The sequence below is a fragment of the Corynebacterium phoceense genome (genome assembly GCF_900092335.1).
Classification (GTDB): Bacteria; Actinomycetota; Actinomycetes; order Mycobacteriales; family Mycobacteriaceae; genus Corynebacterium; species Corynebacterium phoceense.
In genome coordinates this window covers 676,401-700,975 of sequence record NZ_LT596207.1, presented here as the reverse complement: position 1 = coordinate 700,975, position 24,575 = coordinate 676,401, and the positions used below count along the sequence as shown (strand labels likewise).

Below are 24,575 nucleotides of genomic sequence, written 5' to 3'. Positions count from 1 at the left end.
TCGGGGGCTATGACCCAACTGTCGCCTGTTCCTGACGCCGCCGCAGCGGTCGAGCGCCTCATCGACCTCTACGAATCCTCGTGTGAGTGCGCTCGCGTGTGCCTCGAGAAGGGCGAATATGCGGACTACGCGCACGTCGTCTATCCGCAGATCGTCGTCGACGTCAAGGAATGGCGCCCCATCGACCGCTCCGAGCCTTTCGGATACGTGGATGAGTCCGGCCGGTACGTCGCTGTGCTGTCTAAGCCGCACCTCCTGCGCGGCTACCTTGAGGAACAGCTCACTCGGCTCACCGAGAATTACCCGTGCGAGATCTTCGTCGGCCCCTCGGACGTGCGCATCCCACCCGAGTACATCAAGGGCGTCGAGATGGTCCCGCAGCAGCGTCCGGCGGAGGTTCCGCGCCCCACGCTTGACGAGGTGCACGACGCCATCGTGGACGGTCACTGGGATGTCTTCCACGGGGACGACAAGCCGCTGTTCCACTTCGGTCCGCAACGCTTCGACATCGCCTGCGCGCGCATTGAACACTACACCGGCATCGAGGTCGACTCGCTTCAGAAGTACATTCTCTTCACGAACTACGGCATGCACATGACGGAGTTCATGCGCTTTGGCCTGCGCGCGCTGGGTTCCCGCTATGACTCCCTCGTTCTACCAGATGGGCGCACGGTGCCTGCCGATGCCGCCGAGGGCGTCGAGGTCGCAGACCTCCAGACCCGAGTGCAGATGCCGCGCTACGATCTCACGACGCCGGACGGCGATGGCATCACGATGATCAATATCGGCGTGGGCCCTTCCAACGCGAAGACCATCACCGATTCCCTCGCGGTGCTGCGTCCGGAGGCATGGATCATGATTGGCCACTGCGCGGGCCTGGACGGCCGCATGCGCATCGGCGACCTTATCCTCGGCAACGCCTATCAGCGCGATGATCACATCCTGGATCGTGCCATTCCCGTCGACGTTCCGATCCCCGCCATCCCGGAGGTCCAGCGCATGCTCGAGGCCTCCGTCGAGGAGGTCTACGGCGCCGACAACGAACTCATGCGCACCGGTACCGTCCTGTCTACTGCGGACCGCAACTGGGAGTGGCGTACCCCGCGCGAGCTGTGGGAGTGGCTGCGTGGTTCCACCGCCGTGGCCATCGACATGGAGTCGTGCATGCTCGCGGCCAACGGGTATAGATACCGCGTCCCCTATGGCACGCTGCTGTCCGTGTCGGATCTTCCGTTGCACGCGGTGCCCAAGCTGCCCGCCGGCGCCCAGGCCTTCTACTCGAATTCGAAGGAGGCGCACGTCATGTGCGCCGTGCGCGCGATGGAGGCCCTAGCAGAGAATCCCGAGCGACTCCGCACTCGCAAGCTGCGTCGCACCATTGGGGAGGTTCCATTTCGTTGAGTGGGACATGCGACTAAGCTGGATCGAAAATTATCGTCTCCCAAGGAGTAGATTCCATGACTCAGCCCGAGTGGTACCACCCCGATCGCGAAAATCTGACGTGGGAGGTCTTCGGTGAAGCATCCCGGCACCTGTCTCAGGAGATTGTGGACTCCGGCTGGTTCCCTGAGCTCATCGTGGGTGTGGCGCGCGGCGGTCTTATTCCTGCTGGCGCCATCGGTTACGCCATCGGCGTGAAGGCCATGGGCGCCATCAACGTCGAGTTTTACACCGACATTGGCGAGACCCTGCCGGAGCCGCTCGTCCTGTCGCCACAGCTCGACATGGACTCGCTCGCAGGCAAGCGCGTGCTCGTCGTCGACGACGTCGCGGACTCCGGCAAGACGCTCGACCTCGTGGTTAACCTGCTCAAGGAAACCGCCGCCGAGGTGCGCTCCGCCGTCATCTACACCAAGCCCACCACCATCTTTGAGCCGGACTTCTCGTGGAAGAAGACGGACCAGTGGATCAACTTCGCGTGGTCCGCGCTTCCCGTCATCACCGCGGACGGCTCGTATCAGGAAGGCGCGTAATCTGCGCATTATCGCTTTCCTAGTGAACGGACAGGAACAGACAGGAAACGCGCAGGCGCATGCCATTGCCTCGGCAGGTCCATGCCCCATACTTAACTCATGCGTTTGAGAGAGGCGCATAAGAGAGATAGAGAGATACCCCAGCTACGCGGGGCGGACGGCGTGAGACACCGTTCGGGAGCGTATGCACCTTGAGAGAGATAGAGACACACGTCAGGCTCCGGGCAACCGGAGCCTGACGTGGTTTTTCGTGCCGTAGCTTTACACTGACTTGTCGTGACCCTTCAAACTTCTGCGCCTACCGGCGTGCTCGCGAGCTTTCGCTACGCCTTTTCTTCCCCCGCGCGCCTGCGCATGGAGGTCTTCGGCGGCCTTGCCGTTGCCCTCGCGCTTATCCCCGAGGTCTTAAGCTTTTCGATCCTGGCGGGGCTGGATCCACGCGTTGGACTCTTCGCGTCCGTCATCATGGCAATCTCCATCTCCTTTACTGGTGGTCGTCCTGCCATGATCTCCGCCGCGGCCGGCTCGGTCGCGTTGGTCATTGCTCCCTTGTCTGCCTCCCACGGTCTGCAGTACGTCCTCGCTACGGTGCTGCTAGCGGGAGTCCTGCAGATCGTTCTCGCTTTCCTCGGGGTCGCCAAGCTCATGCGTTTTATCCCGCGCTCCGTCATGACTGGCTTCGTCAACGCGTTGGGCATCATGATGTTTACCGCGCAGCTGCCGCACCTCATGCACGTGCCGTGGATCGTCTATCCGCTCGTGGCGCTCGGTGTGGCCATCATGCTTCTGTGGCCACGGCTCACGGAGGTTGTCCCGGCGCCGCTCATCACCATCCTCGTCATTACGGTCCTCGTTGTGGTCTTCCGCTGGGACATTCCCAACGTCGCGGACCAAGGCGAGCTACCCACGAGCCTGCCGGGCTTCGTCTTCCCTGACGTGCCGCTCACGCTCGACACCCTCACTCTCATCGGCCCGTACGCGGTAGGCGTGGCCCTCGTCGGCCTCATGGAGTCGCTGCTCACGGCCAAACTTGTCGACGACATTACGGACAGCCACTCGGACAAAACGCGCGAGTCCCTTGGTCAGGGTATTGGCAACGTCCTTGCAGCGAGCATCGGTGGCATGGGCGTGTGCGCGATGATTGGCCAGACGATGATTGGCGTCAAAGCTTCTGGTGCTCGCACGCGCCTGTCGAGCCTGCTCGCTGGCGTCTTCCTCCTCATTCTCATCCTGGTGTTGGGCGATACCGTGGGTGCGATTCCCATGGCTGCGCTTGTCGCCGTCATGATCCTTGTCGCCGTGGACACGGTGGATTGGCATTCGGTGAAGACGCTACGTCGCATGCCGCTCTCGGAAACGCTGGTCATGCTCGTGACGGTGGTGGGGACATTGGTTACCCATAACCTGGCCGTCGGCGTTATCGCCGGCGTGCTCACGGCGATGGTCGCCTTCGCCCGCCGAGTCGCGCACCTCACCGAGGTCGAGCTCATTGCTTCCGATGCCACCCGTGCCGCGTACCGTGTGAGCGGCCAGCTTTTCTTTGCCTCGTCTAACGACCTGGTCTATTCCTTCGACTACACGCTGGGCGTGTCAGAGGTCGACATCGATATGACCGGCGCGCAGGTCTGGGATGCCTCGACCGTGGCGACGCTGGATGCGGTGCGTGAGAAATACGCGCAGCGCGGCGCGACCGTGGATATTCGGGGTCTTGATCCGGTCAGTCAGCAGCGCCTCGACCGGCTCTCGGGCAACTTGGGGGACTAAAACCTGGGGGAGAGATGTCCGCTGGGCGTGGGGGTGCGGTGGGTAGTCATACTTTCGGTGGAATATGCGTCACTGTGGGCATGAAGTATGACATAAGCCTTGATATGTAAGGCTTGCCTTGTTTAGGCTATCCACATTAAGGTTAGGCAAGCTTTACTTACTTAGGAGGAATTTGGCCATGACTGTTGCCATGACCACGACGCCGCTTTCGCAGATGCTGCGTGAGGAAACCGCGCGAGCGCACGCCAGCGCAGAAGGCTCAGATTTTATGACCCGCTTGATGGCGGGTGAGCTCAGCGCAGAGGCACTCGCCACCTTTACTGGGCAGTTGTGGTTTATCTATGAGGCGCTTGAGCGTGCGGTCCGCTCGGTAGCGGATACTCGCATCGTCGGAGCGGTGGCTGACCCCCGGTTGGAACGCCGCGACGCGCTGGAACTCGACCTCGCGGAAATGTACGGCCCGCAGTGGCGCGACGAGGTACGTATCCTTCCCGCCACCGCACGCTACGTCGCGCGCCTGGAATCGCTCGATACGCCGGGGTCGGAGCCCCGGGTCGTTGCCCATCACTACGTGCGCTACCTCGGCGATATATCGGGCGGGCAGGTCATTGCCGCGCGCCTGGGGGCTCTCTACGGTATCGACCCGGATGCGCTCAATTTCTATAACTTCGCGGCGATTGGCAAGATTCCGCCCTACCGCAGCGCGTACCGCGAGGCGCTCGACGAGCTCGCGCTTTCTGATGCCCAGCGTGCTGCCCTCATCGCTGAGGCACAGGCCGCCTTCACGTGTAACTCGGCAGTCTTCGCCGAGCTAGCGAAGCTGTATCCGGGCGCAGCGTAGCGCCGGGTTCACTATTTCCCCTCTTCCCCCTTCTTATTTTCTCTGTATTTCTAAAGTGACCTGGAGGTCTGTCGCGTGAAGAAAATCTCTTCTGCTTCTCTCGCATCTGCTCTTATCGTCTCTGCAATGGCTGTTCCGGCTACTGCTGCAACGCAGGACCTGACGGCGGGTACATTCGCCTGGCCCATTAAGACCTCCTTCATGGAGCACCTCGCTGGCCCAATAGCGGCTGGCCGTTGGACGACCACGGATGGGGCGACGTATAAGGACAATCAGCTGCTCTTTCGGGTCAACGTCGCTGAGACGACGTTAGATGCGGACGGCAACGGCACCATCGTCCTTGACGGTTCGGCGCATATCGTGGCCTACACAGGCCTGGGCGCGGGCGGCTCGGCCGGCCTCGATCTCACCTACTCAGATCTCAAGCTGCAGGTGCAAGGCACGAAGGTCGAGCTCGTTGGAGACTACGTTTTGTCCGGGGATCCGGGCGACAAGGGCAAGCAGGTCGACAGGGATGGCGATGATGACGTGCTGGTTACGTTCACCCTCGATGCTCCCATCGCGGTTGGTGCCGATGTGAGCGCGCAGGATCGCCCGGCCACCGCGGGCGCGGGCCTGGAGGGCTCGCTGCTGCGCTATAAGGAAGGTCAGATACTTGAGGGCGGCGACGTTGACCTCGTGCTGGACTTTGCTGATGGCAAGGACGCCGGGGTGGTCGAGGGGCATAAGTCGACGGGACTCGCCCAGGCTTCCGCGCAGTTGGGAACGCTGAGTTCGGAGGATCCGTCGCGCGGGGGCATCGGCATCCTCGCGGGGCTGATCGCGGGCGTCGTGGCGCTCGTGGGTACCGCGGTGGCAGGGATGCCTTTGGTGCTTGATGCGCTCAAGCAGGCGGGCATCCGACTCTAGTCTGATTGCTTCCGTTTGTGTGGATTTGGGTGTTGATTAGGTCGTGGTAACTTAGGTTACCGTGACCAAAATTGCTTTTGGCCTGCATGTTTGGAAATCCTAACCTGGCTAGCGGAATTTTTGAATGTGGGTATTATGGTGGCCTATACCGCCGGAAACCCGTTGGATAGCCGTCGGAAATGACAGAAATTTACCTATTGAACAGGTATCGAAAGGCAAGGATATTCAATGAACGAGAAGCTGCAGAGCCTGCTGAACGCACAGGTTATTAACGAGCACGGCGCCGCCCTCATCTACACCCAGCTGGCCTACGAGATGGATGATCTTTCCTTCCCGGGCATGCGTGACTGGTTCTACGCTCAGGCTGCGGAGGAGCGCGAGCACGCTCAGAAGATTGCCAACCACCTCCTCGCACGCGGCTACCGCGTGGAGCTCACCGATGTCCCAGTTCCGTCCGTGAAGGCCGCGACCCCGCTCGACGCTTTCGAGGCTGCCTACGCACACGAGCAGAAGGTCTCCGAGCAGATCCGTGAGATCGCTTGTACCGCTGATGAGGTCAAGGACCTTGAGTCCCGCCAGATCGTGAACTGGTTCCTCGACGAGCAGATTGAGGAAGAGGACACCGTCACCGAGATCATCGACCAGATCAAGCTCGTGGGCAACGATGGCTCCGGCCTCCTGCGCATCGACGCCACTCTGGGCTCCCGCGCAAAGTAGGCACGCGCGGCCCTCAAGGCCTAGCTAATACAAAAAGGTCAAGGGACAGTGACCATGCGGTAACAAACCCATCAAGATTGCCCTAATATCTCCCACCAACCCCGTGGTTGGTGGGAGACTGCGTTTTATATGTCTATGAAGCAGAAAACCTGGACCGTGGTCGTGCTCCTCGCGCTCGCCGTCGCCTTGGGCGTCGGCACGGCGTTGAGCAGTACGCACGTCGCGCTCGGCACTTTTCTGCTTGGTGCGGCACTCATGCTGGGGCCTTTCGCGGGGGCGGGTCTCTTTCTTTTTGCTGCGCTCATCGCGGTGAGCCTGCCGCAGAAATCCATTGCGTCAGTCGGCGGAGCGCTCGTGCTTGCTGCTGTGGGCCTGGTGATCTTCACGCCGCTGGGTATCATTCCGGACGCCATCGTGCCGCTGTATGCGGGAGGCGCGGCGCTGGGTGCTGTGGCGGTGCTGCTCGTGCCCACGGGGCTGCCCGGACGCTTGTTCCGTTTCTAGAGCTCTGTCGTTTGGGACGAGTCTGCGCGGCTTTCCGTAGTCTGGATGTATGTCGACGTATCTTTTCGATTTCTACGGAGTCTTGCTCCGTCATCGCCCACCGGCGCCGAAGGAGGCGCTGCTACGTCTCGTCGGTGCCGAGGATCCGGTCGCTTTTTGGACGGCGTATAACGAATTGCGCCCGGCCTATGACGCGGGCGTGGTGAGCGACGAACGCTGGTGGCGCCAGATGCAGGTGCGCCTAGGCCTTCCGGACTTCGATATCTCTGAGGCCGTCGCTCAGGACTTCGAGCCGTGTACGGCGCCGGACCTCGACGTCGTGGGGGTCGCCCAGGAGTTGCTTGGCGCGGGCAATGCGGTGGGCGTGCTGTCCAACATTCCGGTGGGGCTCGGCCGCATGGTGCGTGAGCGCAATGAGAGCTGGCTTAAGGAATTCACCGCGGTGGTGCTCAGCGGTGAAATCGGCGTGGTCAAGCCCGACAAGCGGGCCTTCGATGTGGCGGTGGACGCGTTGGGGGCCAATGCCAAAGACACGCTCTTCATTGATGACACCCAAGGCAACGTCGACGCCGCGCGTGCGGCAGGGCTGCGTGGGTACCTCTACGACGGGAACCTCGCCGAGCTGCGCGCGGAGTGTGGCTTGAGCTAAGCGGCGCGCACCTTCGCGGTGTTCAGCTCAAGCGGCGTGCGCAGGAGGGGGTCGAGCGCGACGGCGCGGGCGATGGAGCGGACGATCTCCTTGTGATTGGGGATCATGCGCAGCTCCGTCGCGGAGGCGAGATCGGGGTCGAGCTCGCCGCGTGCGGCCGAGGCGAAGAGCTTCGGCGCCGTGGGGACGTCGTAGAACGCAGAGCCAGCGATGACTACGGTGTCCGGGCGGTGGGCATCGATAAGCTGGGCCGTAAGGCGGCCGAGGTCGGAGGCGCGCTGGGCGAGGACCGAGGAGGCATCGGCAGCCTCAGCGAGGCGGGGAGCCAGCGCGGCGTTGACGAGGGTGTCGCGCGGGTCGGCGCCGTCGAACTGTGGGAGATCGATGGGGGCGACGCCGTCTTCGTCGGAGAGCGCGGCGCCAATCGAGTCATCCGCGAAGAGGACGAGCGTGCGGGCCTCGTCGCCGAGGGGCGCTGCCTGCGTCTCCGAGGCGAGGATGGCGGGCACGGCCGGGGTGACAGTGACGGGGACGCCGAACTGGAAGTCGAGGCGTCCTGCGATATCCATGCCGTCCCAGCCGAGGTTGGCCGCGTGAACCTTGCCCTCTTCATCGACGGTGCCGGAGGTGGTGACACCAACGGAGACCAGCGTGCGGTCGACGCCGGTGGCGAGGCGATTCACGCCGGCGATGACGTGCTCGACGAAGTCATCGGGGCTGAGCTTAGAGACCGGGGTGGGAACGTTGTCTTCGCGGATAATGCGCCCGCGGGTGTCGTAGAGGCCGATGTATGTCGAGGAGGTGCCGACGGCGATGCCGGCGAGTAGCCAGCCGTTATCGGAGGCCTCGAGCGGAACCGTGGGACGACCGCGGCCTTGGGAGCGGGTGAGATCCGTGCGCTCCTGAATCAGACCGGCCTTAAGCAGGGCGGCGGTGGCACGGGTGATGGTGGGCTGGGACAGTCCGGTGGCCTCCACGAGCTCGCTGCGCGTGATGATGGGATTGAGGCGTACGAGGTGGAGGCTCTTAGCCGCAGGGGTGCGGGGACGGGCGAAGACTGGTCCGGCTGTACTCATGGATATAAATAATATCCCTCCCTAGACCGCATAGTCTAAATCACCCCCGTCTTTTTTAGACTGAGTGGTTTACAGATATTACGTGAGGAGTGGGAGAACCTCTCCTGCACGGCCCGTGAACTGCACCGTTGCGAGCGGCGTGAGTGCGGTGGGCTGCGGCGTGATTTCGAGGACAGGTACCCCACGTGTTGCCGCGAGGCGGGGGAGTCCGGCCGCAGGCTGAACTACACCGGACGTGCCCACAATGATGAGCGCGTCGGTGGTGGACATCAGGTTTTCCGCGGCGTCCCACTCGCGGGGTGGGAGGGCCTCGCCGAACCACACGACGCCAGGCCGGATGAGGTTGCCGCACAACGGGCACTCGGGGATGTGCTGGGGTTTGGTGGCGCCTTTCCACGGTCGGCTACAGATGGTGCAGCGAAATTCGAAGAGACTGCCGTGGAGGTGGACGACGTCCGTGGAGCCGCCGCGCTCGTGGAGGTCGTCGATGTTTTGGGTGATGATTTTTGCGCCTAGCTCCGCGAGCGCCCGATGCCCGGGATTGGGGTGGGCGTTCTCGGACAGGGACTTCCGGTGGAGGTACCAGCGCCACATGGGCTCCGGGTCGCGGGCCCACGCGTCGATGGAGGCCATGGCGTGGGGATCGACGTTTTCCCACACGCCGGTCTGTGCGTCGCGGTAGGTATCGAGGCCGGAGTCAGCGGACATGCCGGCGCCGGTGAAAGCGACGAGATTCTGCGCGTTCGCAAGGATGTCGCGGGCGGCGGCAATCATGTCGGTCATGCCCCTATGCTAGTTCTTATGAATTCAGTAGCGGTGTATTGCGGATCGGCCACGGGGGATAATCCGGCGTTTGCGGAAGCGGCACGCCAGCTGGGGGCGGAGCTGGCGCGGAGGGGCATCCGGCTTGTCTATGGCGGCGGCAACGTGGGGCTCATGGGCATCGTCGCGGACGCCGCCCTGGCCGCTGGCGGCGAGGTCGCGGGTGTCATCCCGCACCAGCTCGCGAATCTGGAGATGGCGCACGCGGGGCTCACGGTGCTGGAGCGCGTGGATACGATGGCCGAGCGCAAGACCCGCATGGAGGAGCTGGCGGATGGCTTCCTGGCGCTGCCAGGGGGCATCGGCACGCTGGAGGAGCTCACGGAGGTACTCACCATGCAGCAGCTGGGGCATATTACCGGTCCAGTTGGCCTTATCAATGCGGAAGGCTACTGGGATCCTTTCGTTGCGTTGCTGGAGAATTTCGCGGACAACGGGTTCATGCAGCAGCGTTTCGTCGACGCGCTTATCGTGGAGCCGACTCCTGCGGCGGCGCTCGATGCTTTCGCTGGTTGGGTCCCGCTCGGGTCAAAATGGGATAACGCTTAAGACACAGTGCGGGTCTCAGGTGGCACTTACCCCTAGGTAGTGGATAGACTTCCGCCTTATGTGTTCTCACCGCCAGCCCTCTTTGTTGGATGCCTCGTGCGATAACTTCGTCCACGATCTCGCCGCGCTCTCGCCCACGACAGCGACGTCTCTGGGCATTCCCGGATTCGATGGCGAACTCGAGGATTTCTCGCCCGAGTACCACGCCGCCGTCGCGGATCGCACGCGCGAGATGATGGCGGACCTGGACGCCTTGGACGACTGCACGGACGAGTCTGATGATGATGACGACTTCGACGACGTCGATTATGTGACCGCCGCCGTCCTGCGCGACCGCCTGTGCCTGGAACTCGACCTCCACCACAACGGCGAGGACCTGCGCGAGCTCAATAACATTGCGTCTCCGGTGCAGACCATCCGCGACACCCTCGTGCTCATGCCGCACGAGACAGCGGAGCAGGTCGATGCAATCCGTTCCCGCATGTCGAAGATCCCGCGCGCGCTCGACGGCTACAAGCGCTCGCTGCTTGAGGCGGCTTCGCATGGCGCGGTGGCGGCCTCCCGCCAAATCAACGAGGTCATTGGCCAGTGCAATGCGCTTGCCGATGGCCCCCTCTTGGAAGGCTTGGGAGTCAACCCCGAGGCCCCAGAGGTCGAGGGTGCCAAGCGCTCCTTCGAGGAGTTCTCCGCCTGGCTGTCTTCCGAGCTGCAGCCGCAAGCCCCGGCTCATGACGCGGTGGGCCGCGAGCGCTACGAGCGTTTCTCCAAGCTCTTTGTGGGCGACGCCGTGGATCTGGACGAGGCCTATGAGTGGGGCCTGGATCGCGTCGCCGAAATCGGCGCGGAGCAGGAAAAGATCGCGCACCAGTTGTACGGCGCCGAATGCTCCCCACGCACCGCGATGCGCAAGCTCAACGGCGAGGAGCGCTACACGCTGCACGGCCGCGAGGAGCTCGTCGCGTGGATGCAGGCGACGGCGGACCGCGTCATCGCGGAGTTGAATGGCACGGAGTTCGATATTCCGGAGCAGGCACAGACGATTGAGTGCCTCATCGATCCGGCGGGTACCGGTGGGATCTTTTACACCGGTCCTTCGGAGGACTTCTCGCGCCCGGGCCGCATGTGGTGGTCCGTGCCCGCAGGCCAAGACACCTTCCACACGTGGCAGGAGCTCACCACCGTCCATCACGAGGGCGTGCCGGGCCATCACCTGCAGGTCTCCGCGGCGCTGCTGCAGGACGACCTCAATCTGTGGCGCCGCGCCGCCTGCTGGAACTCCGGCCACGGCGAGGGCTGGGCGCTCTACGCCGAGTCGCTCATGGCGGAGCTGGGCCACATGGACGATCCGGGCTACCGTATGGGCCTGCTTGACGCGCAGAAGCTGCGTGCCGCCCGCGTGGTCGTCGATATCGGACTCCACCTGGGCAAGCAGATGCCGGACGGCTCTGGCGTGTGGGATAAGGCGCACATGAAGACCTACCTGCGCGAGCACACCGCCATGGACGACGCGAACCTTGCGTTCGAGGTCAACCGCTACCTCGGCTGGCCGGGTCAGGCTCCGTCCTACGCGCTGGGCGAGCGTCTGTGGCACCAGACTCGCGCGGACGCGCTGGCGCAGGGCATGAGCCCCAAGGAATTCCATGCGCAGGCGCTAGCGCTGGGCTCGATTCCTATGCCGATTCTGCGCGAGACGATCCTTAATTAGATCTGCATCGTGAATCTAAGGGCCCAGCAGGCCAAGAATTGAGCCTTGAGGTTCACGATTCTTACGCGAAGGCGAGCGCGATGAGGGCGAGCAGGGGGAGGATCCCCTGCTTGACTGCAGCGCCGCGCTTGTCCGGGGAGGTTGCGAGCAGCCATACGGCGGCGGCGAGTATGCTGCCCAGCCCGGCGATGATGAGCGCCGGGCCGGTGGGCGAGCCCCAGAGGGCAAGGCCCACGGCCGTGATAATCGCGAGCATGAGGTTGTAGAAGCCCATGTTGAAGCCGAGCTCCTTGGTGTGCTCGGCTTCCTCTCGGGTGCCGCCGAAGACGCCCAGCGCCTTCGTGGTCCACGCGAAGGACTCCAGGTAGAAGATGAAGACATGGAGCAGGGTCGCGAGGATAGCGAGGACGAACATGATGATGGTCATGTCACCTAGCATGCGCCCAAATTAGATTGTGTACAATTTAACGCCGGAATTTGCCCAGGAGGCGCAGGATCTGTGGCAGGTAGCCGGCGATCACGAGCACGATGATGAGGCGCACGATCTGGACGGAAACTACCGCAGGACCTGCGCCGCCTTCAGCCGAGAGCGCGAGGACGGTTTCGAGCGCGCCGGGCGAGGTCGCGAGGTAGGCCTCGAAGTACGAGATATCGATCCACACGGTGAGTGGCCACGCCGTGAGTGCGCAGACTCCGATGACGACGACGATGAACAGGATGGTCGCGGGCAGCTGCTTGGCAAAGGACGTGAGCGCGGGCAGGGACAGGCCGCCGCCGCAGATCCAGCCGATGGACATAAACGCCATGATCTTGAAGATGTCGAGCGGCTCGAGCGTGTGGCCCTCCGGCAGGAACTGCGCGGCGATGACGGTGAGGATGAGGGGGCCGAGCACCGCCGCGGCGGGCAGGTGCGCGAGCTTGCCTAGCTTCTCGCCGCCCACGGCGATGGCGATGGTGAGCAGGATGATCCACCACGTCGTCTCGCCGGCGACGGAGAGGCCGACGCCCTGGCCGGCGGGCGAGTCGAGGAACGCGACCACGAGCGGCAGTGACATGGACACGGCGAGCAGGCGCAGGTACTGCGTGAGTGCGACGTAGCGGTAGTCGGCGCCGAGCTCGCTGGCCAGCGCCGGCATGAGCGAGGCGCCGCCGGGGAGCATGGACAAGATGCCGGTTTCCCACGAGATATCTTTCGGTTGTGCGCGGTGGATGAGCATGCCGCCCACCATGCCCACGAGCACGCTCACCAGCGACATCGTCACGGCGGCGGGCAGGTAGCCCACGACTTGCCCGAAGGGCACGAGCGTGAGCGGGATGGCGGCCATCATGCCGATGAAGCCACGGGCGAGCGCGTAGAACTGCTTGTTGACAGGCAGCTCCTCGCCGGTGGTGAGCGCCATCGCGCCGGAGACCACAATCGCTGCAAGAATCCACGCCGCGGGCACATGGAGGTACGTAAATAACGCACCCAAGGCAAATGACCCAGGAACGATAATGGCCCAACGTGCGTGAACAGACATGGCGTCGAGTTTAATGGGTGCCATGGAGATTGCAGCAGGAGGTTGGGCGGTCCTCGTCGGTGGCGCGGCGGTCGCCGGATGGATCGATGCCGTCATCGGCGGCGGCGGGCTGGTCCTCATTCCGCTCATTCTGGCGGTGGCGCCGCAGCTGGCGCCCGCTGCGGCGCTCGCGACGAACAAGCTGGCGGCGGTGTCGGGGACGGCATCGGCAGCCTTCACGCTCGTGCGCAAGGTCCGCCCGCCGGCCCGTGAATTGATTCCCATGGGGATCATCGCCGCGCTGTCCTCCGGCCTGGGCGCGCTCCTCGTCTCCATGCTCGACAAGTCCGTCATGCGGCCGGTCATTATCGTGTTGATGGTCGTCGTAGGCCTCTTCGTTGCGTTCAGGCCGAGCTTCGGTTCCGGCGAATCCGACGGGATCCACGCCGGATGGCGCGTGGCCGCAGGGCTTGCCGCAGTTGCCGCGATCGCCTTCTACGACGGCATTTTCGGTCCAGGCACCGGCATGTTCCTCATCATGGCGTTCACCGCAATTTTCTCGCAAAACTTCCTGCGCTCCGCTGCGATGGCCAAGGTCGTCAACACGTGCACCAACCTAGGCGCACTCGTCGCATTCATCGCCGGCGGCCACGTGCTCTGGGGGCTGGGCATCGTCCTCGCGCTCGCCAATATCGCCGGCGCACAGCTCGGCGCCCGCACCGTCCTAGGTGGCGGCACGAAGCTCATCCGCTACGCGCTTCTCACGCTTGTTATCGTCATGAGCCTCTATTTGTCCTGGCAGCAGTGGAGCTAACTGCCCCGCTCGTGGGCTACGCCTTTTCCTTGGGGTTTAAAAATAAAAGCCCTTAGTTCTTGTTGAGTGGATTTTCGGTATGTTCCCGCCTGCTGAAATTCTGCAGTACAGCGCCCGCGTCTCTGAGCGCGGGCGTCTTTCTTATTTCATGCGGTTCTTCGTCCGGGCTGTCGCCGGTGCCGTCCACGGATCCTCCGGCCACGGGTGCTTGGGGTAGCGCCCGCGCATCTCGGAGCGCACGCCCTGGTACGGCCCCGCCCAAAAACTTGCCAGGTCGTCCGTCACCGCGAGGGGCCGGCCCGCGGGGGAGAGCAGGTGGAACTGGACACGATGGCCGCAGTATTCGGGCGACTCCGCCAGCCCAAAGCATTCCTGCAGCTTGATGTGGACAATCGGGCGCTCGCCCGTCCAGTCAATGCGCGCGTCGCGGCCGCTGGGCACCGCGAGCCGCTCCGGCGCGAGCTCGTCCAGGTGCGTCGCTTCCGGCCACGGCAGCAGGCGTTGCAGCGCAGGGTACATGTCGACCTGGGCAATCGGCGTGCCGTCGGCAATCTTTCGCAATTCCGGCGCGAGCCACACCGCGAGATTCTGTGCCTCGAGGTCGGGCCAGGGCTCGCCGTAGAAATCGTGCAGGTGGCGCAGACGGTCGCGCAGGAGCTGGGCCTTCTCGGAGAAGTGGAAATCATCCAAGTTGATACCGGCAGCGAGCGCGTCGGCCGCCGCCTGTCCCGTGACCTTGACCGGAGTGGAGGAGAGCTCAATGGCTCCGGCACGCTTGACCTTCCGGCCGCGGACTTTCCCTCCGTTGAGCTGTGCGACGACCTCCTCTGTGATGCCGATCGCGTCCAGGGCTTCGGCCTCCTCGATACGTGCGGCCGCGCGGACGATGGCGTTGCCAGCGTGCGACAGGGAGACCTCCGCGATGGCGAGCCACGCGGAGCCGAGGAGCGAAGAGTCGCGGACTTTCGCGCGTGTGCCGCTGGCCAGGAGATATTCGTCGTCCTTCATGCGCTTGGCGACCTGCTCGGGGAAGGCCGCGGCGACGACGGCGCCCGGCGTGGTCGGTCCCTTGTCCTCGACGAGCCGCTCAAGGCGCTGCGTTTCCCGCTTGGGTGCGCTCAGCTTTCCGATGTCCCCTCGTGCGTCGTTGCTTACGATCGCCACCGTCGGCGCCGCGCGGCGTCCCAGCTTGAGCAGGGCCGCGCCCAGCCGCGGGTCTGTGGGCAGGACGGCGAGCTTCTCGCCGAGCNTTCCTGCGCTCCGCTGCGATGGCCAAGGTCGTCAACACGTGCACCAACCTAGGCGCACTCGTCGCATTCATCGCCGGCGGCCACGTGCTCTGGGGGCTGGGCATCGTCCTCGCGCTCGCCAATATCGCCGGCGCACAGCTCGGCGCCCGCACCGTCCTAGGTGGCGGCACGAAGCTCATCCGCTACGCGCTTCTCACGCTTGTTATCGTCATGAGCCTCTATTTGTCCTGGCAGCAGTGGAGCTAACTGCCCCGCTCGTGGGCTACGCCTTTTCCTTGGGGTTTAAAAATAAAAGCCCTTAGTTCTTGTTGAGTGGATTTTCGGTATGTTCCCGCCTGCTGAAATTCTGCAGTACAGCGCCCGCGTCTCTGAGCGCGGGCGTCTTTCTTATTTCATGCGGTTCTTCGTCCGGGCTGTCGCCGGTGCCGTCCACGGATCCTCCGGCCACGGGTGCTTGGGGTAGCGCCCGCGCATCTCGGAGCGCACGCCCTGGTACGGCCCCGCCCAAAAACTTGCCAGGTCGTCCGTCACCGCGAGGGGCCGGCCCGCGGGGGAGAGCAGGTGGAACTGGACACGATGGCCGCAGTATTCGGGCGACTCCGCCAGCCCAAAGCATTCCTGCAGCTTGATGTGGACAATCGGGCGCTCGCCCGTCCAGTCAATGCGCGCGTCGCGGCCGCTGGGCACCGCGAGCCGCTCCGGCGCGAGCTCGTCCAGGTGCGTCGCTTCCGGCCACGGCAGCAGGCGTTGCAGCGCAGGGTACATGTCGACCTGGGCAATCGGCGTGCCGTCGGCAATCTTTCGCAATTCCGGCGCGAGCCACACCGCGAGATTCTGTGCCTCGAGGTCGGGCCAGGGCTCGCCGTAGAAATCGTGCAGGTGGCGCAGACGGTCGCGCAGGAGCTGGGCCTTCTCGGAGAAGTGGAAATCATCCAAGTTGATACCGGCAGCGAGCGCGTCGGCCGCCGCCTGTCCCGTGACCTTGACCGGAGTGGAGGAGAGCTCAATGGCTCCGGCACGCTTGACCTTCCGGCCGCGGACTTTCCCTCCGTTGAGCTGTGCGACGACCTCCTCTGTGATGCCGATCGCGTCCAGGGCTTCGGCCTCCTCGATACGTGCGGCCGCGCGGACGATGGCGTTGCCAGCGTGCGACAGGGAGACCTCCGCGATGGCGAGCCACGCGGAGCCGAGGAGCGAAGAGTCGCGGACTTTCGCGCGTGTGCCGCTGGCCAGGAGATATTCGTCGTCCTTCATGCGCTTGGCGACCTGCTCGGGGAAGGCCGCGGCGACGACGGCGCCCGGCGTGGTCGGTCCCTTGTCCTCGACGAGCCGCTCAAGGCGCTGCGTTTCCCGCTTGGGTGCGCTCAGCTTTCCGATGTCCCCTCGTGCGTCGTTGCTTACGATCGCCACCGTCGGCGCCGCGCGGCGTCCCAGCTTGAGCAGGGCCGCGCCCAGCCGCGGGTCTGTGGGCAGGACGGCGAGCTTCTCGCCGAGCGGGGTCACGGCCCCTGCGGACCTGGCGCCGAGTGCTTCGAGGGTGCGGTGGGCATCGGCAAGCGCGGCTCGAGGCGGCTGATCGAGGAGCGGGAAGTCGGGGCCCGCGCCCCACGCGTCCATGAAGAGCGCGGCCTGTGTGAGATCGGCGCTCAAGATTTCCGGCGTGATGTGAGGGCTGAAGTGTTGGTAGTCCTCTGCGGAATAGCAGCGAACGACGTGGCCAGGAGCCTCGCGGCCCGCACGGCCGGCGCGCTGATCGGCGCTCGACTTCGACGTGGAGACCGTCACCAATCCGGACATGCCGCGCTGCGCGTCGCGCCGGGGCACGCGCGAGAGGCCTGCGTCGACGACGGTGCGCACGCCCGGCACCGTGAGCGAGGACTCCGCGATGGAGGTCGCGACGACGATGCGTTCCTCGTCGGTGTAGAGCGCCGCGTCCTGTTCTGCCGTGGTCTGCTGGCCGTGGAGGGGATACACGTTGGTCTCGTGATGCGCCAGCAGCACGTCTGCCACTTGGTTTACTTCTCGCAGACCGGGGACGAAGACGAGCGTGGAGCCGGGATTCTTCGCGTGCGCCTGCTGCGCGACGCGGGCGACCTCCTGGTAAAACTCGCGCGTGCCTGCAGCTCGGCCATGGAGCGGTTGGTAGCTGGTCTCAACCGGGTAGGTGACCGCCTCGGTGGCGTGAATCGGCGCGTTGCCAAGCAGGCCGGCGAAGCGCTCCGCGTCCACCGTCGCGGACATGGCGACGACGCGAAAATCCTCGCGGAGGGTCGCGAGCTCGACGCACATGGCGAGGACAAGATCCGTGTCGAGCTGACGCTCGTGGACCTCATCAAGCGCGACGGCGGACACGCCTTCAAGCTCCGGATCCTTGAGCAGCCGGCGCAGGAGCACTCCGGGCGTCACGAACTCGACGCGGGAGCCTTTCTTGCTTTCCCCACGGATGGCGTAGCCGACCTGCTCGGGTGTGCCGGAGAGCGCCGCGAGGCGATTCGCCGCGGCGCGGACCGCCACGCGCCGGGGCGCAGTGACGATGACCTTGCCGTCTACTTGATTGGACAGCGCCGGCGGGACGAGCGTGGTCTTACCCGTGCCGGGCGGTGCTTGGACCACGACGTGGCCGGTGCTGGGCAGGCTGCCGATGGTCTTGGCAACAGGCAGACCCGCGCCGATGGATTGAAGATCAAACATTAGAAAGGAGATTCGCCCGCCCCAAAGCCCTCGACGGGGCCGTCAAGATCGACGCGCTCGAGGTTCTCACCTTCGAGCTTGCGCACCACGCGGCCAGGCGCGCCGAGAACCAACGAATTATCCGGGATGTCCCGCGTGACGAGCGCGCCCGCGCCCACCACGCAATTCTCGCCAATCGTCACGCCCGGCATGACGGTGACGTTCGCGCCGAACCATGTATTGCGGCCGACCGTGATCGGCTTCGCGATTTCCCAGCCGCCCTCGCGCATCTCATGGTCGTTCATCGGGTGGCCCACCGTGATGAGCGAGCAGTTCGGGCCAATCATGACGCGCTCGCCGAGCGTCACCTTCGCCTGCGCCAGGATGGTCGCGCCGAAGTTGATGAACACGCCCTCGCCACACACGAGGTTGCGGCCATATTCCAGGTTGAGCGGCGCATGCATGCCGGGGACCTCGGATTCCTCCGGGAGGATCTCGCGCAGGATGTCCTTTGCGCGCTCGTGGTCCGTATTGCCTAGCTCATTGAACTGCTTGACGAGCTTGAAAGTGCGCGCGTGTTCCGCGCTCGCTTCCGGGTCCGTGCCCGGCAGATGCCACTGGCCGCTGGTCTGGCGTTCCCACGTTCCGAATTGCTGCAAGTCCATGCGGACATTCTACGGGTGCGGTCGTGAGCGCTACTACGCCAAGCGATGCGTGCTGCTTTCCTCTAGGATTCTTTGACAAGCCATGGTTTCTGGGGACATGACTCGGGTTTGGCAGCCTACGGGGCATTTCACTTGATCAGTCGGGACTGGCCTGAATGGTGTCCTCGCCATAAAGCCGACCACGGGGCCGTTGATGCCTATAGGGCGCTTGAGGCGTTGTGATGGTCTGGCTGCGAAAAGGGAATCGTCTTTCTGGATGAATGAATTGCAAGAGCTCCTGCGGTTCGTTATGAACTGCAGGAGCTCCGCGGGGCAAGACTCCCGACCCAGCAACGCGGCTGGAAGGACCCTTGCAATACTGTTAATTCTACGCGATAAATCCCCAAAATCAATCGTGGTGGTGCGTAACGGGATACGTTAAATCCCAAAAAAGTGATTGGATGGATCCATGCTTTTTGATTCGCTCCCGCGCCCTGCGGTGAAGGTCGCGCCGGGCGTGGCGCACCTGCCGGGGTGGCTGGATATCGACCAGCAGCGCGCGCTCGTGGAGGAGTTTCGCGAGACGGCGCGGGCTTACGCAGGCACGCCGATGGGCATGTACAAGCCGCAGCTCAAGTCCGGGCAGATGAGCGTGTTTCAGCTGCATGTGGGGCGTTTCTGGCACTACGCGAGCTACCGCTATGTCAACAATATTGAGGGCACGCAGGTGCCGCCCATGCCCGAGTCGCTGGCGGGGCTGGCTCCTGCGGCGTTGCGGGCGGCGGCATCGGTAAGCGCGGAGCTCGAACCCTGGGTCGAGGGCTACGTCCCGCAGATGGCGCTTATCAATTACTACCCGCCGGGCTCGGCGATGGGCATGCACGTCGACGACTTCGAGGAGTCCGAAGCACCCGTGATTTCACTGTCCATCGGCGACGAGGCGCTGTTTCGGATGGGAAACACGGACAACCGTAACAAGCCGTGGGATGACATCATGGCGTGCTCGGGCGACCTCATCGTCTTTGGTGGGCCGAAACGCTTTGCGTACCACGGCATCGTGCGCGTGGACGACGGGACGCTGCCGGAAGGCTGTGGCCTGCGCGAAGGGCGGATCAACATCACCATTCGGCAGGTGGATGCGGCGCCGCGGACTCCCGAATAATTCATCGGTCTGGCTACGGATAACCGCGTACCATGTGGGAAAAGATCTCATGTACACGCAGCGAAAGGACCCTGAACCATGGCAATCCCGGTAGATAAGAAGGTAGCGGTCGTCACGGGGGCGTCCTCCGGTATCGGTGAAGCTTCGGCTCGCGCGCTGGCCAGCGATGGCTGGCACGTGGTCGTCGCGGCGCGTCGCATGGATCGCCTAGAGAAGCTCGCCGAGGACATCGGTGGCACGGCGGTGCAGCTCGACGTGACGGATCAGAAGTCCGTGGACGCGCTGGCCGAGGTGCTCCCGCGTGTCGATCTGCTGGTCAATAACGCCGGCGGTGCGAAGGGGCTTGAGCCGCTCGCGGAGACGAAGATTGAGGACTGGCAGTGGATGTTCGACACGAATGTCCTGGGCACCGTGCGCGTGACGCAGGCGCTGCTGTCCAAGCTCGAGGCGGCCCCGGAGAACTCCGGTCTCATTATCAACATGGGCTCCGTTGCGGGCTGGAATGTCTACGAGGGCGGCTCCGCGTACAACAACGCGAAGCACGGCGTGCGCGTCATTTCGCGCGCGCTGCGCATCGAGAACCACAACGTCCGCGTCACAGAGCTGGATCCGGGCCGCGTGGCCACGGAGGAGTTCTCGCTCAACCGCTTCCGCGGTGACGCGGGCAAAGCCGCCGCGGTCTACGACGGCGAGGTCAACCTCACCGCTGAGGACATCGCGGAGGCTGTGCGCTGGGTGGCCTCGCTGCCCGCGCACTTCAACATCGACGTCATGACGCTCAAGCCGCGCACGCAGAGCTAGTGCCGCTGTCTACGCTGGCCGCCCGCTTGGGAGTGTGGGTGGCCGTCCTCGTCGTGCCCGGGCCCGACATCGTGCAGGTCATGCGCGTCGCCCCGCGGTCCATGATGCGGTGGATCGCGCGGTGGAGCGCCCACATCGACGTCGTGGCGGGTGTGATCTTTGTCGTGCTCGGAGCCGTCATGGTGGGGGAGGGATTCGGTAGTCTGAGGGCATGATTTTTACGACCACGAATAACGTTGAAGGCCACGAAATCACTTCATACATTCGGGTGATTGCGGGCGAGACCGTCACCGGCATCAATTTCCTCAAGGACCTGGGCGCGTCCCTGCGCTCCTTTACCGGCGGACGCTCCGCGGGTTACGAGGACGAGGCTGTCAAGGCCCGTGAGTCCGCGCTCAACGAGCTGTGGAACCGCGGCGCGGAGCTCGGTGCCGATGCCGTCGTGGGCATCGCTTTCGACTACTCGCCCATGGGCGCCAACAACGACATGCTTATGGTCACGGCCACCGGCACGGCCGTGAAGCTGCGCCCGCTGAACTAAGCATGCGCCGCCCACAGCGGGTTGAGGCACGCTGGTTGCCGAAAACCCTGTCGTGGCAGGCGTGAGAAGAAGATTTTTGGCAGCCGCGGGGGTGTGCGGCGCGGGCCGCTAGACTGGCACGCATGCTAGAAGTCTCAATCAAAGGCGAGTCCATCAAACTCGGCCAGTTCATTAAGCTGGCCAGCCTCGTGGCCACGGGCGGCGAGGCCAAAGAACTCATCGCCGAAGGTGCGGTGACCGTCAACGGCGAGCCGCAGACCGCACGTGGCCATGCGGTGCACGTGGGCGACGAGGTGTGCATCGGCGACGCGTGCGCGCGCGTCATCGCGCAGGACGACGAGGACGATGACTACTTCGACGAGGCCACGGCCGATGACGATTTTGATCCCGAAAAGTGGAGGAACATGTAATGCCCGCATTCGAAGCTGAAGTGGGCATGCCCTACTGGATTGACCTCACCACGGCGGATACGCGCAAGTCGGCGCGTTTCTACGAAGAAGTCTTGGGGTGGGAGGTTTCCCTCGCAGGCTCGGGAAACCTCGACGCACGCGGATATCGAATGGCCCGCATTCAGGGCCTGCCCATCGCCGGCATGATTCCGCAGCCCGAGGAAGGCAGCATGCCGGATACGTGGGTGACGTACTTCTTGTCGCGGAATATCGATGAGGATTTGGCGAAGGTGGAAAAGCTGGGCGGGCGCGTGCTCGTTCCGGCGCAGCCGGTAGAGCTGGGTCATATGGCGCTCGCCGTCGACACAGCTGGCGGCATGTTTGGGCTCATCCAGCCGGGCGGTGCGGACCAGTTCGTCGCGGGCGGCGAGCCGGGTACCCCGGTGTGGCATGAGCTCACGGCCACGGCGAACTTCCAGCAGGCGTTGGACTTCTACGGCGAGCTCTTCGACTGGGAGATTCGCACGCAGACCGGCCCGGAGATGGACGGCATCGTCTACGCCACCGCCGAGGAAGACGGCGCGCCATTCGCGGGCTTCTGGAACGCGCAGGGCCAGTTCCCGCCGCAGGTCCCGAGCTTCTGGCAGACGTATCTGGGCGTGCGCGATGTGGAGGCCGCCGCGAAGAAGGCCGTGGAGCTTGGCGGCGAGATTATCCGCGAGCCGTGGGATTCGCCGTTTGGCCGCATGGTGCTGCTCGCGGACTCGACGGGTGCGACCGTAACGCTCACCGAGGTTGAGGATGCGCCGGAGGAAGACCCGCGCGAGTCGGACGATCTGCTTGACCTCTAAAAAGACCTCTAAAAGGACCTCTCAGAAGGGGGCCTGGGTGGAAGGCGTGCCGCCGCGCTCGGAGAAGGCGAAAGCCAACGTCGAGCGCGTGCAGGCGCTTGTGCAAAGCATTCCCCCGGGCAACGTTACAACCTACGGGGAGATCGGCAAGGCCACGGGCGTCGGTGCGCGTTACGTCGGCTGGGTCATGCGCGTGCACGGCGCGGATCTTCCCTGGTGGCGCGTGCTGCGTGCGGACGGTTCTCCGCACGACCCGGAGCGGGTCTGGCCGCGCTGGGAGGACGAGGGCATCGGAAGGCTAGCGTCCGGAAAGGCGGACATGCGGGCGCATGGGCTGGACGCGCGGGACCTGCGCGCGCTGTTTCACGGGAAAGAGGACTAAGGTTTTCGGCATGCTCAAACGGGCTCTTCCTGTTCTCGTCGCCTCCCTTGTGCTGGGCTCCGCCCCGGCCGTCGCCGCCACCATCCTCGATCCCGCCGCCGTTGCCGCCCGCACGCAGGTCACGCTGCGCTACAACAATGGCGTGGTCGTCTCCACTGCGAACTCGCACGAGTCGCGCCCGGCGCTCTCGCTGGTCAAGCTCTATCTGGGCTACTGGGTGCTCCACCACGGAGCGCCGGAAGATAAGGCCCGCGTGGAGAACATGATCCGCTACAGCGAGGACGCCACCGCGTCCGACCTGGACCGCAAGTACCCGCAGGCGATTCCGGAGGTCATTCGCCAGTTCGGCCTGAACGAGACCCACTACCGCGGCTACTGGGGCAACACCACGACCTCTACGGAGGATCTCGCGCGCTTTACCTCGATTATGGTCGGCGACCCGGTGGCGCAGCCCATCGTCACCGGCATGCGCACCGCCGCGCCCGTCGCTGCGGATGGCTACAAGCAGGACTACGGCACGTCCCGGATTCCGGGGATTATCGGCACGAAGTTCGGCTGGTCCGACGCCCGTGACGTCCATGCGACCGTCTCGCTGGGCAACGGTTTTGTGATCGCGGCGAATACCTATGGCTCCGCCGCGGACCTTACTTTCGACGTCCTGCGCGCCGTGCGTGTGACGCCGGATGGTGCTCCGGCTCCCGCACCGCTTCCCGATGCCCCTGCCACCCGCCAGCCCTCGCAGCTCGAGGCCTCCATCCTGCCGGGCATCCCCGTGCAGTTCCGTGCCCAGGCGCGCCAGTTCATCCGCAACGCGGAGGACCAGGTCGCCGCGACCCAGGCGCAGGCCTGTGCGGTGCTGGCCCAGGCTGGGTCCTCTGGGTCGTCGCAGGCCTGCTAGCTCACGGAGTCGATGGCGCGCTTGCCGGTAAGCAGGTCTGCGCCGGTGCGTTCGCGGTAGGCCTTGATGGCCTTGATGGGTTCGCCCTGCGCGACGAGCGTACGCTCGGCGTCGCTCACGCCGTAGGCGTTGACGTCTTCTGCGGTGAGGCCGAGACGCTGCGTGAGATCCTCGATGACGGCGGCTTGGCGCTGCACTTCGGCGCGCAAGCGCTTTACTTCGGCTGCGTTATTGAACCAGGCGAGCATGATGTTCTCCTTGACTTAGACGGCACGGCTAAACGCGGTGGCGCGCGCGACGAGTTCGGGCTCGGGGCGAATGCCAGTGTAGAGCACAAACTGCTCGAGGGCCTGCAGGCTCATGACCTCGGCGCCGGTGATGATGATTTTCTCGAGTTCCTGCGCGCGGGCGAGCAGCGGCGTGATGGTGGGGCGGGGTACGACGTCGAAGACGACCTCGGCCGCTTGGACTGCGGCGTCGGGCACGGGCAGGTCGGCCGCTTCCGGACCGCCCTCCATGCCGATGGGCGTGCAGTTGATGATGAGCTGTGGTGTGAGCGAACCAAGCTGGGGCGCGTACCCGAAGCCGTACTTGTCCGCGAGCGCAGGGCCCGTGGTGGTGTTACGGGCGACGACGGTGACGTGGGTGAAGCCCTCGTCGCGCAGGGCAGCGACGGTGGCCTTGGCCATACCGCCGGAGCCGAGGACGACGGTCTCGAGCGCTGGGTCGAGCTGGTTGGAACGCAGCAAGGAGACGATGGCGAGGTAGTCCGTGTTGTAGGCCTTCAGATGGCCGTCCGTGTTGACGATGGTGTTGACGGACTCGATGACCTCGGCGGACGGATCCATCTCGTCGACGAGGGCGATGACGTCTTCCTTCCACGGCATGGAAATCGCGGCACCCCGGATCTGCAGGCCACGCACGCCGGCGATTGCCTGCTGGATGTCGTCCGTCGTGAACGCTTTGTAAACGTAGTTGAGCTCGAGCGCGTCGTACAAGTAATTGTGGAAGCGCGTGCCCGTGTTGCCAGGGCGGCCGGACAGCGACAGGCACAGCTGCGTGTCCTTCGTGATGCCGCCGGCGACGAGACGCGGCGAGTCTGTGTTGAGTGATGCTACGGCCGGGATTTCAGTCATGACGCCCAGTGTAACCAGACTTCCCACGG

General features: G+C 64.4%; 28 protein-coding genes and 1 pseudogene. 20 read left to right on the top strand and 9 right to left on the bottom strand.

What is annotated here, in order from left to right; genetic code table 11:
- Window positions 1–9 precede the first annotated feature (9 nt).
- The 8 genes from amn to BN9444_RS03335 all read left to right on the top strand — a co-directional run bounded on the left by amn (window position 10) and on the right by BN9444_RS03335 (window position 7,357).
- Window positions 10–1,401 carry an AMP nucleosidase gene (gene amn, locus BN9444_RS03370; protein ID WP_066485745.1) on the top strand — a complete coding sequence of 464 codons (1,392 nt, stop codon included), beginning with the start codon at window positions 10–12 and terminating at the stop codon, window positions 1,399–1,401.
- A 56-nt stretch (window positions 1,402–1,457) separates the two neighbouring features.
- Window positions 1,458–1,973, top strand: a complete 516-nt coding sequence (locus tag BN9444_RS03365) for a phosphoribosyltransferase (RefSeq protein WP_066485748.1) — start codon at window positions 1,458–1,460, stop codon at window positions 1,971–1,973.
- A 354-nt stretch (window positions 1,974–2,327) separates the two neighbouring features.
- Entirely contained in the window at window positions 2,328–3,737 is a 1,410-nt protein-coding gene (locus tag BN9444_RS03360) for a SulP family inorganic anion transporter (protein WP_066486039.1), read from the top strand.
- Window positions 3,738–3,915: 178 nt separating this feature from the next.
- A complete protein-coding gene (locus BN9444_RS03355) occupies window positions 3,916–4,578 on the top strand; it encodes a biliverdin-producing heme oxygenase (protein ID WP_181734637.1) in 663 nt (220 codons plus the stop codon).
- A 126-nt stretch (window positions 4,579–4,704) separates the two neighbouring features.
- Window positions 4,705–5,487 (top strand): HtaA domain-containing protein, encoded by a 783-nt coding sequence (locus tag BN9444_RS03350; RefSeq protein ID WP_082723180.1) that lies wholly within the window; start codon window positions 4,705–4,707, stop codon window positions 5,485–5,487.
- Between the two features lie 228 nt (window positions 5,488–5,715).
- Window positions 5,716–6,204, top strand: a complete 489-nt coding sequence (locus tag BN9444_RS03345) for a ferritin (RefSeq protein ID WP_066485753.1) — start codon at window positions 5,716–5,718, stop codon at window positions 6,202–6,204.
- A gap of 135 nt (window positions 6,205–6,339) precedes the next feature.
- The gene (locus BN9444_RS03340; protein WP_141629254.1) at window positions 6,340–6,708 is read left to right on the top strand and encodes a hypothetical protein; all 369 of its coding nucleotides are present in this window, start codon (window positions 6,340–6,342) and stop codon (window positions 6,706–6,708) included.
- Window positions 6,709–6,757: 49 nt separating this feature from the next.
- Window positions 6,758–7,357, top strand: coding sequence for an HAD family hydrolase (locus tag BN9444_RS03335; RefSeq protein WP_066485755.1), 600 nt, complete (start codon window positions 6,758–6,760; stop codon window positions 7,355–7,357).
- Here the strand turns inward: BN9444_RS03335 and BN9444_RS03330 are convergent.
- The gene (locus BN9444_RS03330) at window positions 7,354–8,433 is read right to left on the bottom strand and encodes an ROK family transcriptional regulator (RefSeq protein ID WP_066513288.1); all 1,080 of its coding nucleotides are present in this window, start codon (window positions 8,431–8,433) and stop codon (window positions 7,354–7,356) included. The two genes, BN9444_RS03335 and BN9444_RS03330, sit on opposite strands and share 4 nt — an antisense overlap.
- 78 nt (window positions 8,434–8,511) lie before the next feature.
- Window positions 8,512–9,216, bottom strand: a complete 705-nt coding sequence (locus tag BN9444_RS03325) for an NAD-dependent deacylase (RefSeq protein ID WP_066513284.1) — start codon at window positions 9,214–9,216, stop codon at window positions 8,512–8,514.
- An 18-nt stretch (window positions 9,217–9,234) separates the two neighbouring features.
- Between BN9444_RS03325 and BN9444_RS03320 the strand changes: the two genes are divergently transcribed.
- Window positions 9,235–9,804 carry an LOG family protein gene (locus tag BN9444_RS03320; RefSeq protein WP_068801478.1) on the top strand — a complete coding sequence of 190 codons (570 nt, stop codon included), beginning with the start codon at window positions 9,235–9,237 and terminating at the stop codon, window positions 9,802–9,804.
- A gap of 58 nt (window positions 9,805–9,862) precedes the next feature.
- Entirely contained in the window at window positions 9,863–11,509 is a 1,647-nt protein-coding gene (locus tag BN9444_RS03315) for a DUF885 domain-containing protein (RefSeq protein ID WP_066513279.1), read from the top strand.
- A gap of 61 nt (window positions 11,510–11,570) precedes the next feature.
- Here the strand turns inward: BN9444_RS03315 and BN9444_RS03310 are convergent, their stop codons facing one another.
- Both BN9444_RS03310 and BN9444_RS03305 read right to left on the bottom strand, forming a co-directional pair.
- Window positions 11,571–11,936, bottom strand: a complete 366-nt coding sequence (locus BN9444_RS03310; RefSeq protein WP_066485766.1) for a DUF1304 domain-containing protein — start codon at window positions 11,934–11,936, stop codon at window positions 11,571–11,573.
- 37 nt (window positions 11,937–11,973) lie between these two features.
- Complete coding sequence (locus tag BN9444_RS03305) at window positions 11,974–13,029, bottom strand: AbrB family transcriptional regulator (RefSeq protein ID WP_230384180.1); 1,056 nt, start codon at window positions 13,027–13,029, stop codon at window positions 11,974–11,976.
- A gap of 22 nt (window positions 13,030–13,051) precedes the next feature.
- Here BN9444_RS03305 and BN9444_RS03300 point away from each other — a divergent pair, with 22 nt between their 5' ends.
- On the top strand, window positions 13,052–13,822 hold the full coding sequence (locus BN9444_RS03300) for a TSUP family transporter (RefSeq protein ID WP_066513274.1): 771 nt from the start codon (window positions 13,052–13,054) through the stop codon (window positions 13,820–13,822).
- 141 nt (window positions 13,823–13,963) lie between these two features.
- Here the strand turns inward: BN9444_RS03300 and BN9444_RS03295 are convergent, their stop codons facing one another.
- Window positions 13,964–14,986, bottom strand: coding sequence for an ATP-dependent helicase C-terminal domain-containing protein (locus BN9444_RS03295; RefSeq protein WP_233423536.1), 1,023 nt, complete (start codon window positions 14,984–14,986; stop codon window positions 13,964–13,966).
- A gap of 86 nt (window positions 14,987–15,072) precedes the next feature.
- Between BN9444_RS03295 and BN9444_RS14065 the strand changes: the two are divergent.
- Window positions 15,073–15,318 (top strand): annotated as a pseudogene (locus BN9444_RS14065) (TSUP family transporter); the annotation flags it as partial.
- Window positions 15,319–15,459: 141 nt separating this feature from the next.
- On the opposite strand, the gene BN9444_RS03285 reads toward BN9444_RS14065, so the two are convergent.
- Window positions 15,460–17,763 (bottom strand): ATP-dependent RNA helicase, encoded by a 2,304-nt coding sequence (locus tag BN9444_RS03285; RefSeq protein WP_066513272.1) that lies wholly within the window; start codon window positions 17,761–17,763, stop codon window positions 15,460–15,462.
- Window positions 17,763–18,407: a sugar O-acetyltransferase gene (locus BN9444_RS03280; RefSeq protein ID WP_066513270.1), complete on the bottom strand. Its 645-nt coding sequence runs from the start codon at window positions 18,405–18,407 to the stop codon at window positions 17,763–17,765. Before BN9444_RS03280 ends, BN9444_RS03285 begins: the two co-directional genes overlap by 1 nt.
- 448 nt (window positions 18,408–18,855) lie before the next feature.
- Between BN9444_RS03280 and BN9444_RS03275 the strand changes: the two genes are divergently transcribed.
- From BN9444_RS03275 to BN9444_RS03240, 8 genes are all read left to right on the top strand, one after another.
- Entirely contained in the window at window positions 18,856–19,548 is a 693-nt protein-coding gene (locus BN9444_RS03275; protein ID WP_066485782.1) for an alpha-ketoglutarate-dependent dioxygenase AlkB family protein, read from the top strand.
- 78 nt (window positions 19,549–19,626) lie between these two features.
- Window positions 19,627–20,349, top strand: coding sequence for an SDR family oxidoreductase (locus tag BN9444_RS03270; RefSeq protein WP_066513268.1), 723 nt, complete (start codon window positions 19,627–19,629; stop codon window positions 20,347–20,349).
- Window positions 20,349–20,564, top strand: a complete 216-nt coding sequence (locus BN9444_RS03265) for a hypothetical protein (protein WP_066485799.1) — start codon at window positions 20,349–20,351, stop codon at window positions 20,562–20,564. The genes BN9444_RS03270 and BN9444_RS03265 overlap by 1 nt, the downstream gene beginning before the upstream one ends.
- On the top strand, window positions 20,561–20,890 hold the full coding sequence (locus tag BN9444_RS03260) for a YbjQ family protein (RefSeq protein ID WP_066485805.1): 330 nt from the start codon (window positions 20,561–20,563) through the stop codon (window positions 20,888–20,890). Before BN9444_RS03265 ends, BN9444_RS03260 begins: the two co-directional genes overlap by 4 nt.
- A 122-nt stretch (window positions 20,891–21,012) precedes the next feature.
- Window positions 21,013–21,300, top strand: a complete 288-nt coding sequence (locus tag BN9444_RS03255; RefSeq protein ID WP_066485813.1) for an RNA-binding S4 domain-containing protein — start codon at window positions 21,013–21,015, stop codon at window positions 21,298–21,300.
- Window positions 21,300–22,130: a VOC family protein gene (locus tag BN9444_RS03250; protein WP_066485816.1), complete on the top strand. Its 831-nt coding sequence runs from the start codon at window positions 21,300–21,302 to the stop codon at window positions 22,128–22,130. The genes BN9444_RS03255 and BN9444_RS03250 overlap by 1 nt, the downstream gene beginning before the upstream one ends.
- Window positions 22,120–22,512, top strand: coding sequence for an MGMT family protein (locus BN9444_RS03245; protein ID WP_309473694.1), 393 nt, complete (start codon window positions 22,120–22,122; stop codon window positions 22,510–22,512). Before BN9444_RS03250 ends, BN9444_RS03245 begins: the two co-directional genes overlap by 11 nt.
- A gap of 10 nt (window positions 22,513–22,522) precedes the next feature.
- Window positions 22,523–23,410: a hypothetical protein gene (locus tag BN9444_RS03240; protein WP_068801409.1), complete on the top strand. Its 888-nt coding sequence runs from the start codon at window positions 22,523–22,525 to the stop codon at window positions 23,408–23,410.
- Here BN9444_RS03240 and BN9444_RS03235 read toward each other — a convergent pair.
- Both BN9444_RS03235 and BN9444_RS03230 read right to left on the bottom strand, forming a co-directional pair.
- Complete coding sequence (locus BN9444_RS03235) at window positions 23,407–23,658, bottom strand: hypothetical protein (RefSeq protein ID WP_066485831.1); 252 nt, start codon at window positions 23,656–23,658, stop codon at window positions 23,407–23,409. The two genes, BN9444_RS03240 and BN9444_RS03235, sit on opposite strands and share 4 nt — an antisense overlap.
- 15 nt (window positions 23,659–23,673) lie before the next feature.
- Entirely contained in the window at window positions 23,674–24,546 is an 873-nt protein-coding gene (locus BN9444_RS03230; protein WP_082723176.1) for a shikimate 5-dehydrogenase, read from the bottom strand.
- Window positions 24,547–24,575: the final 29 nt, after the last annotated feature.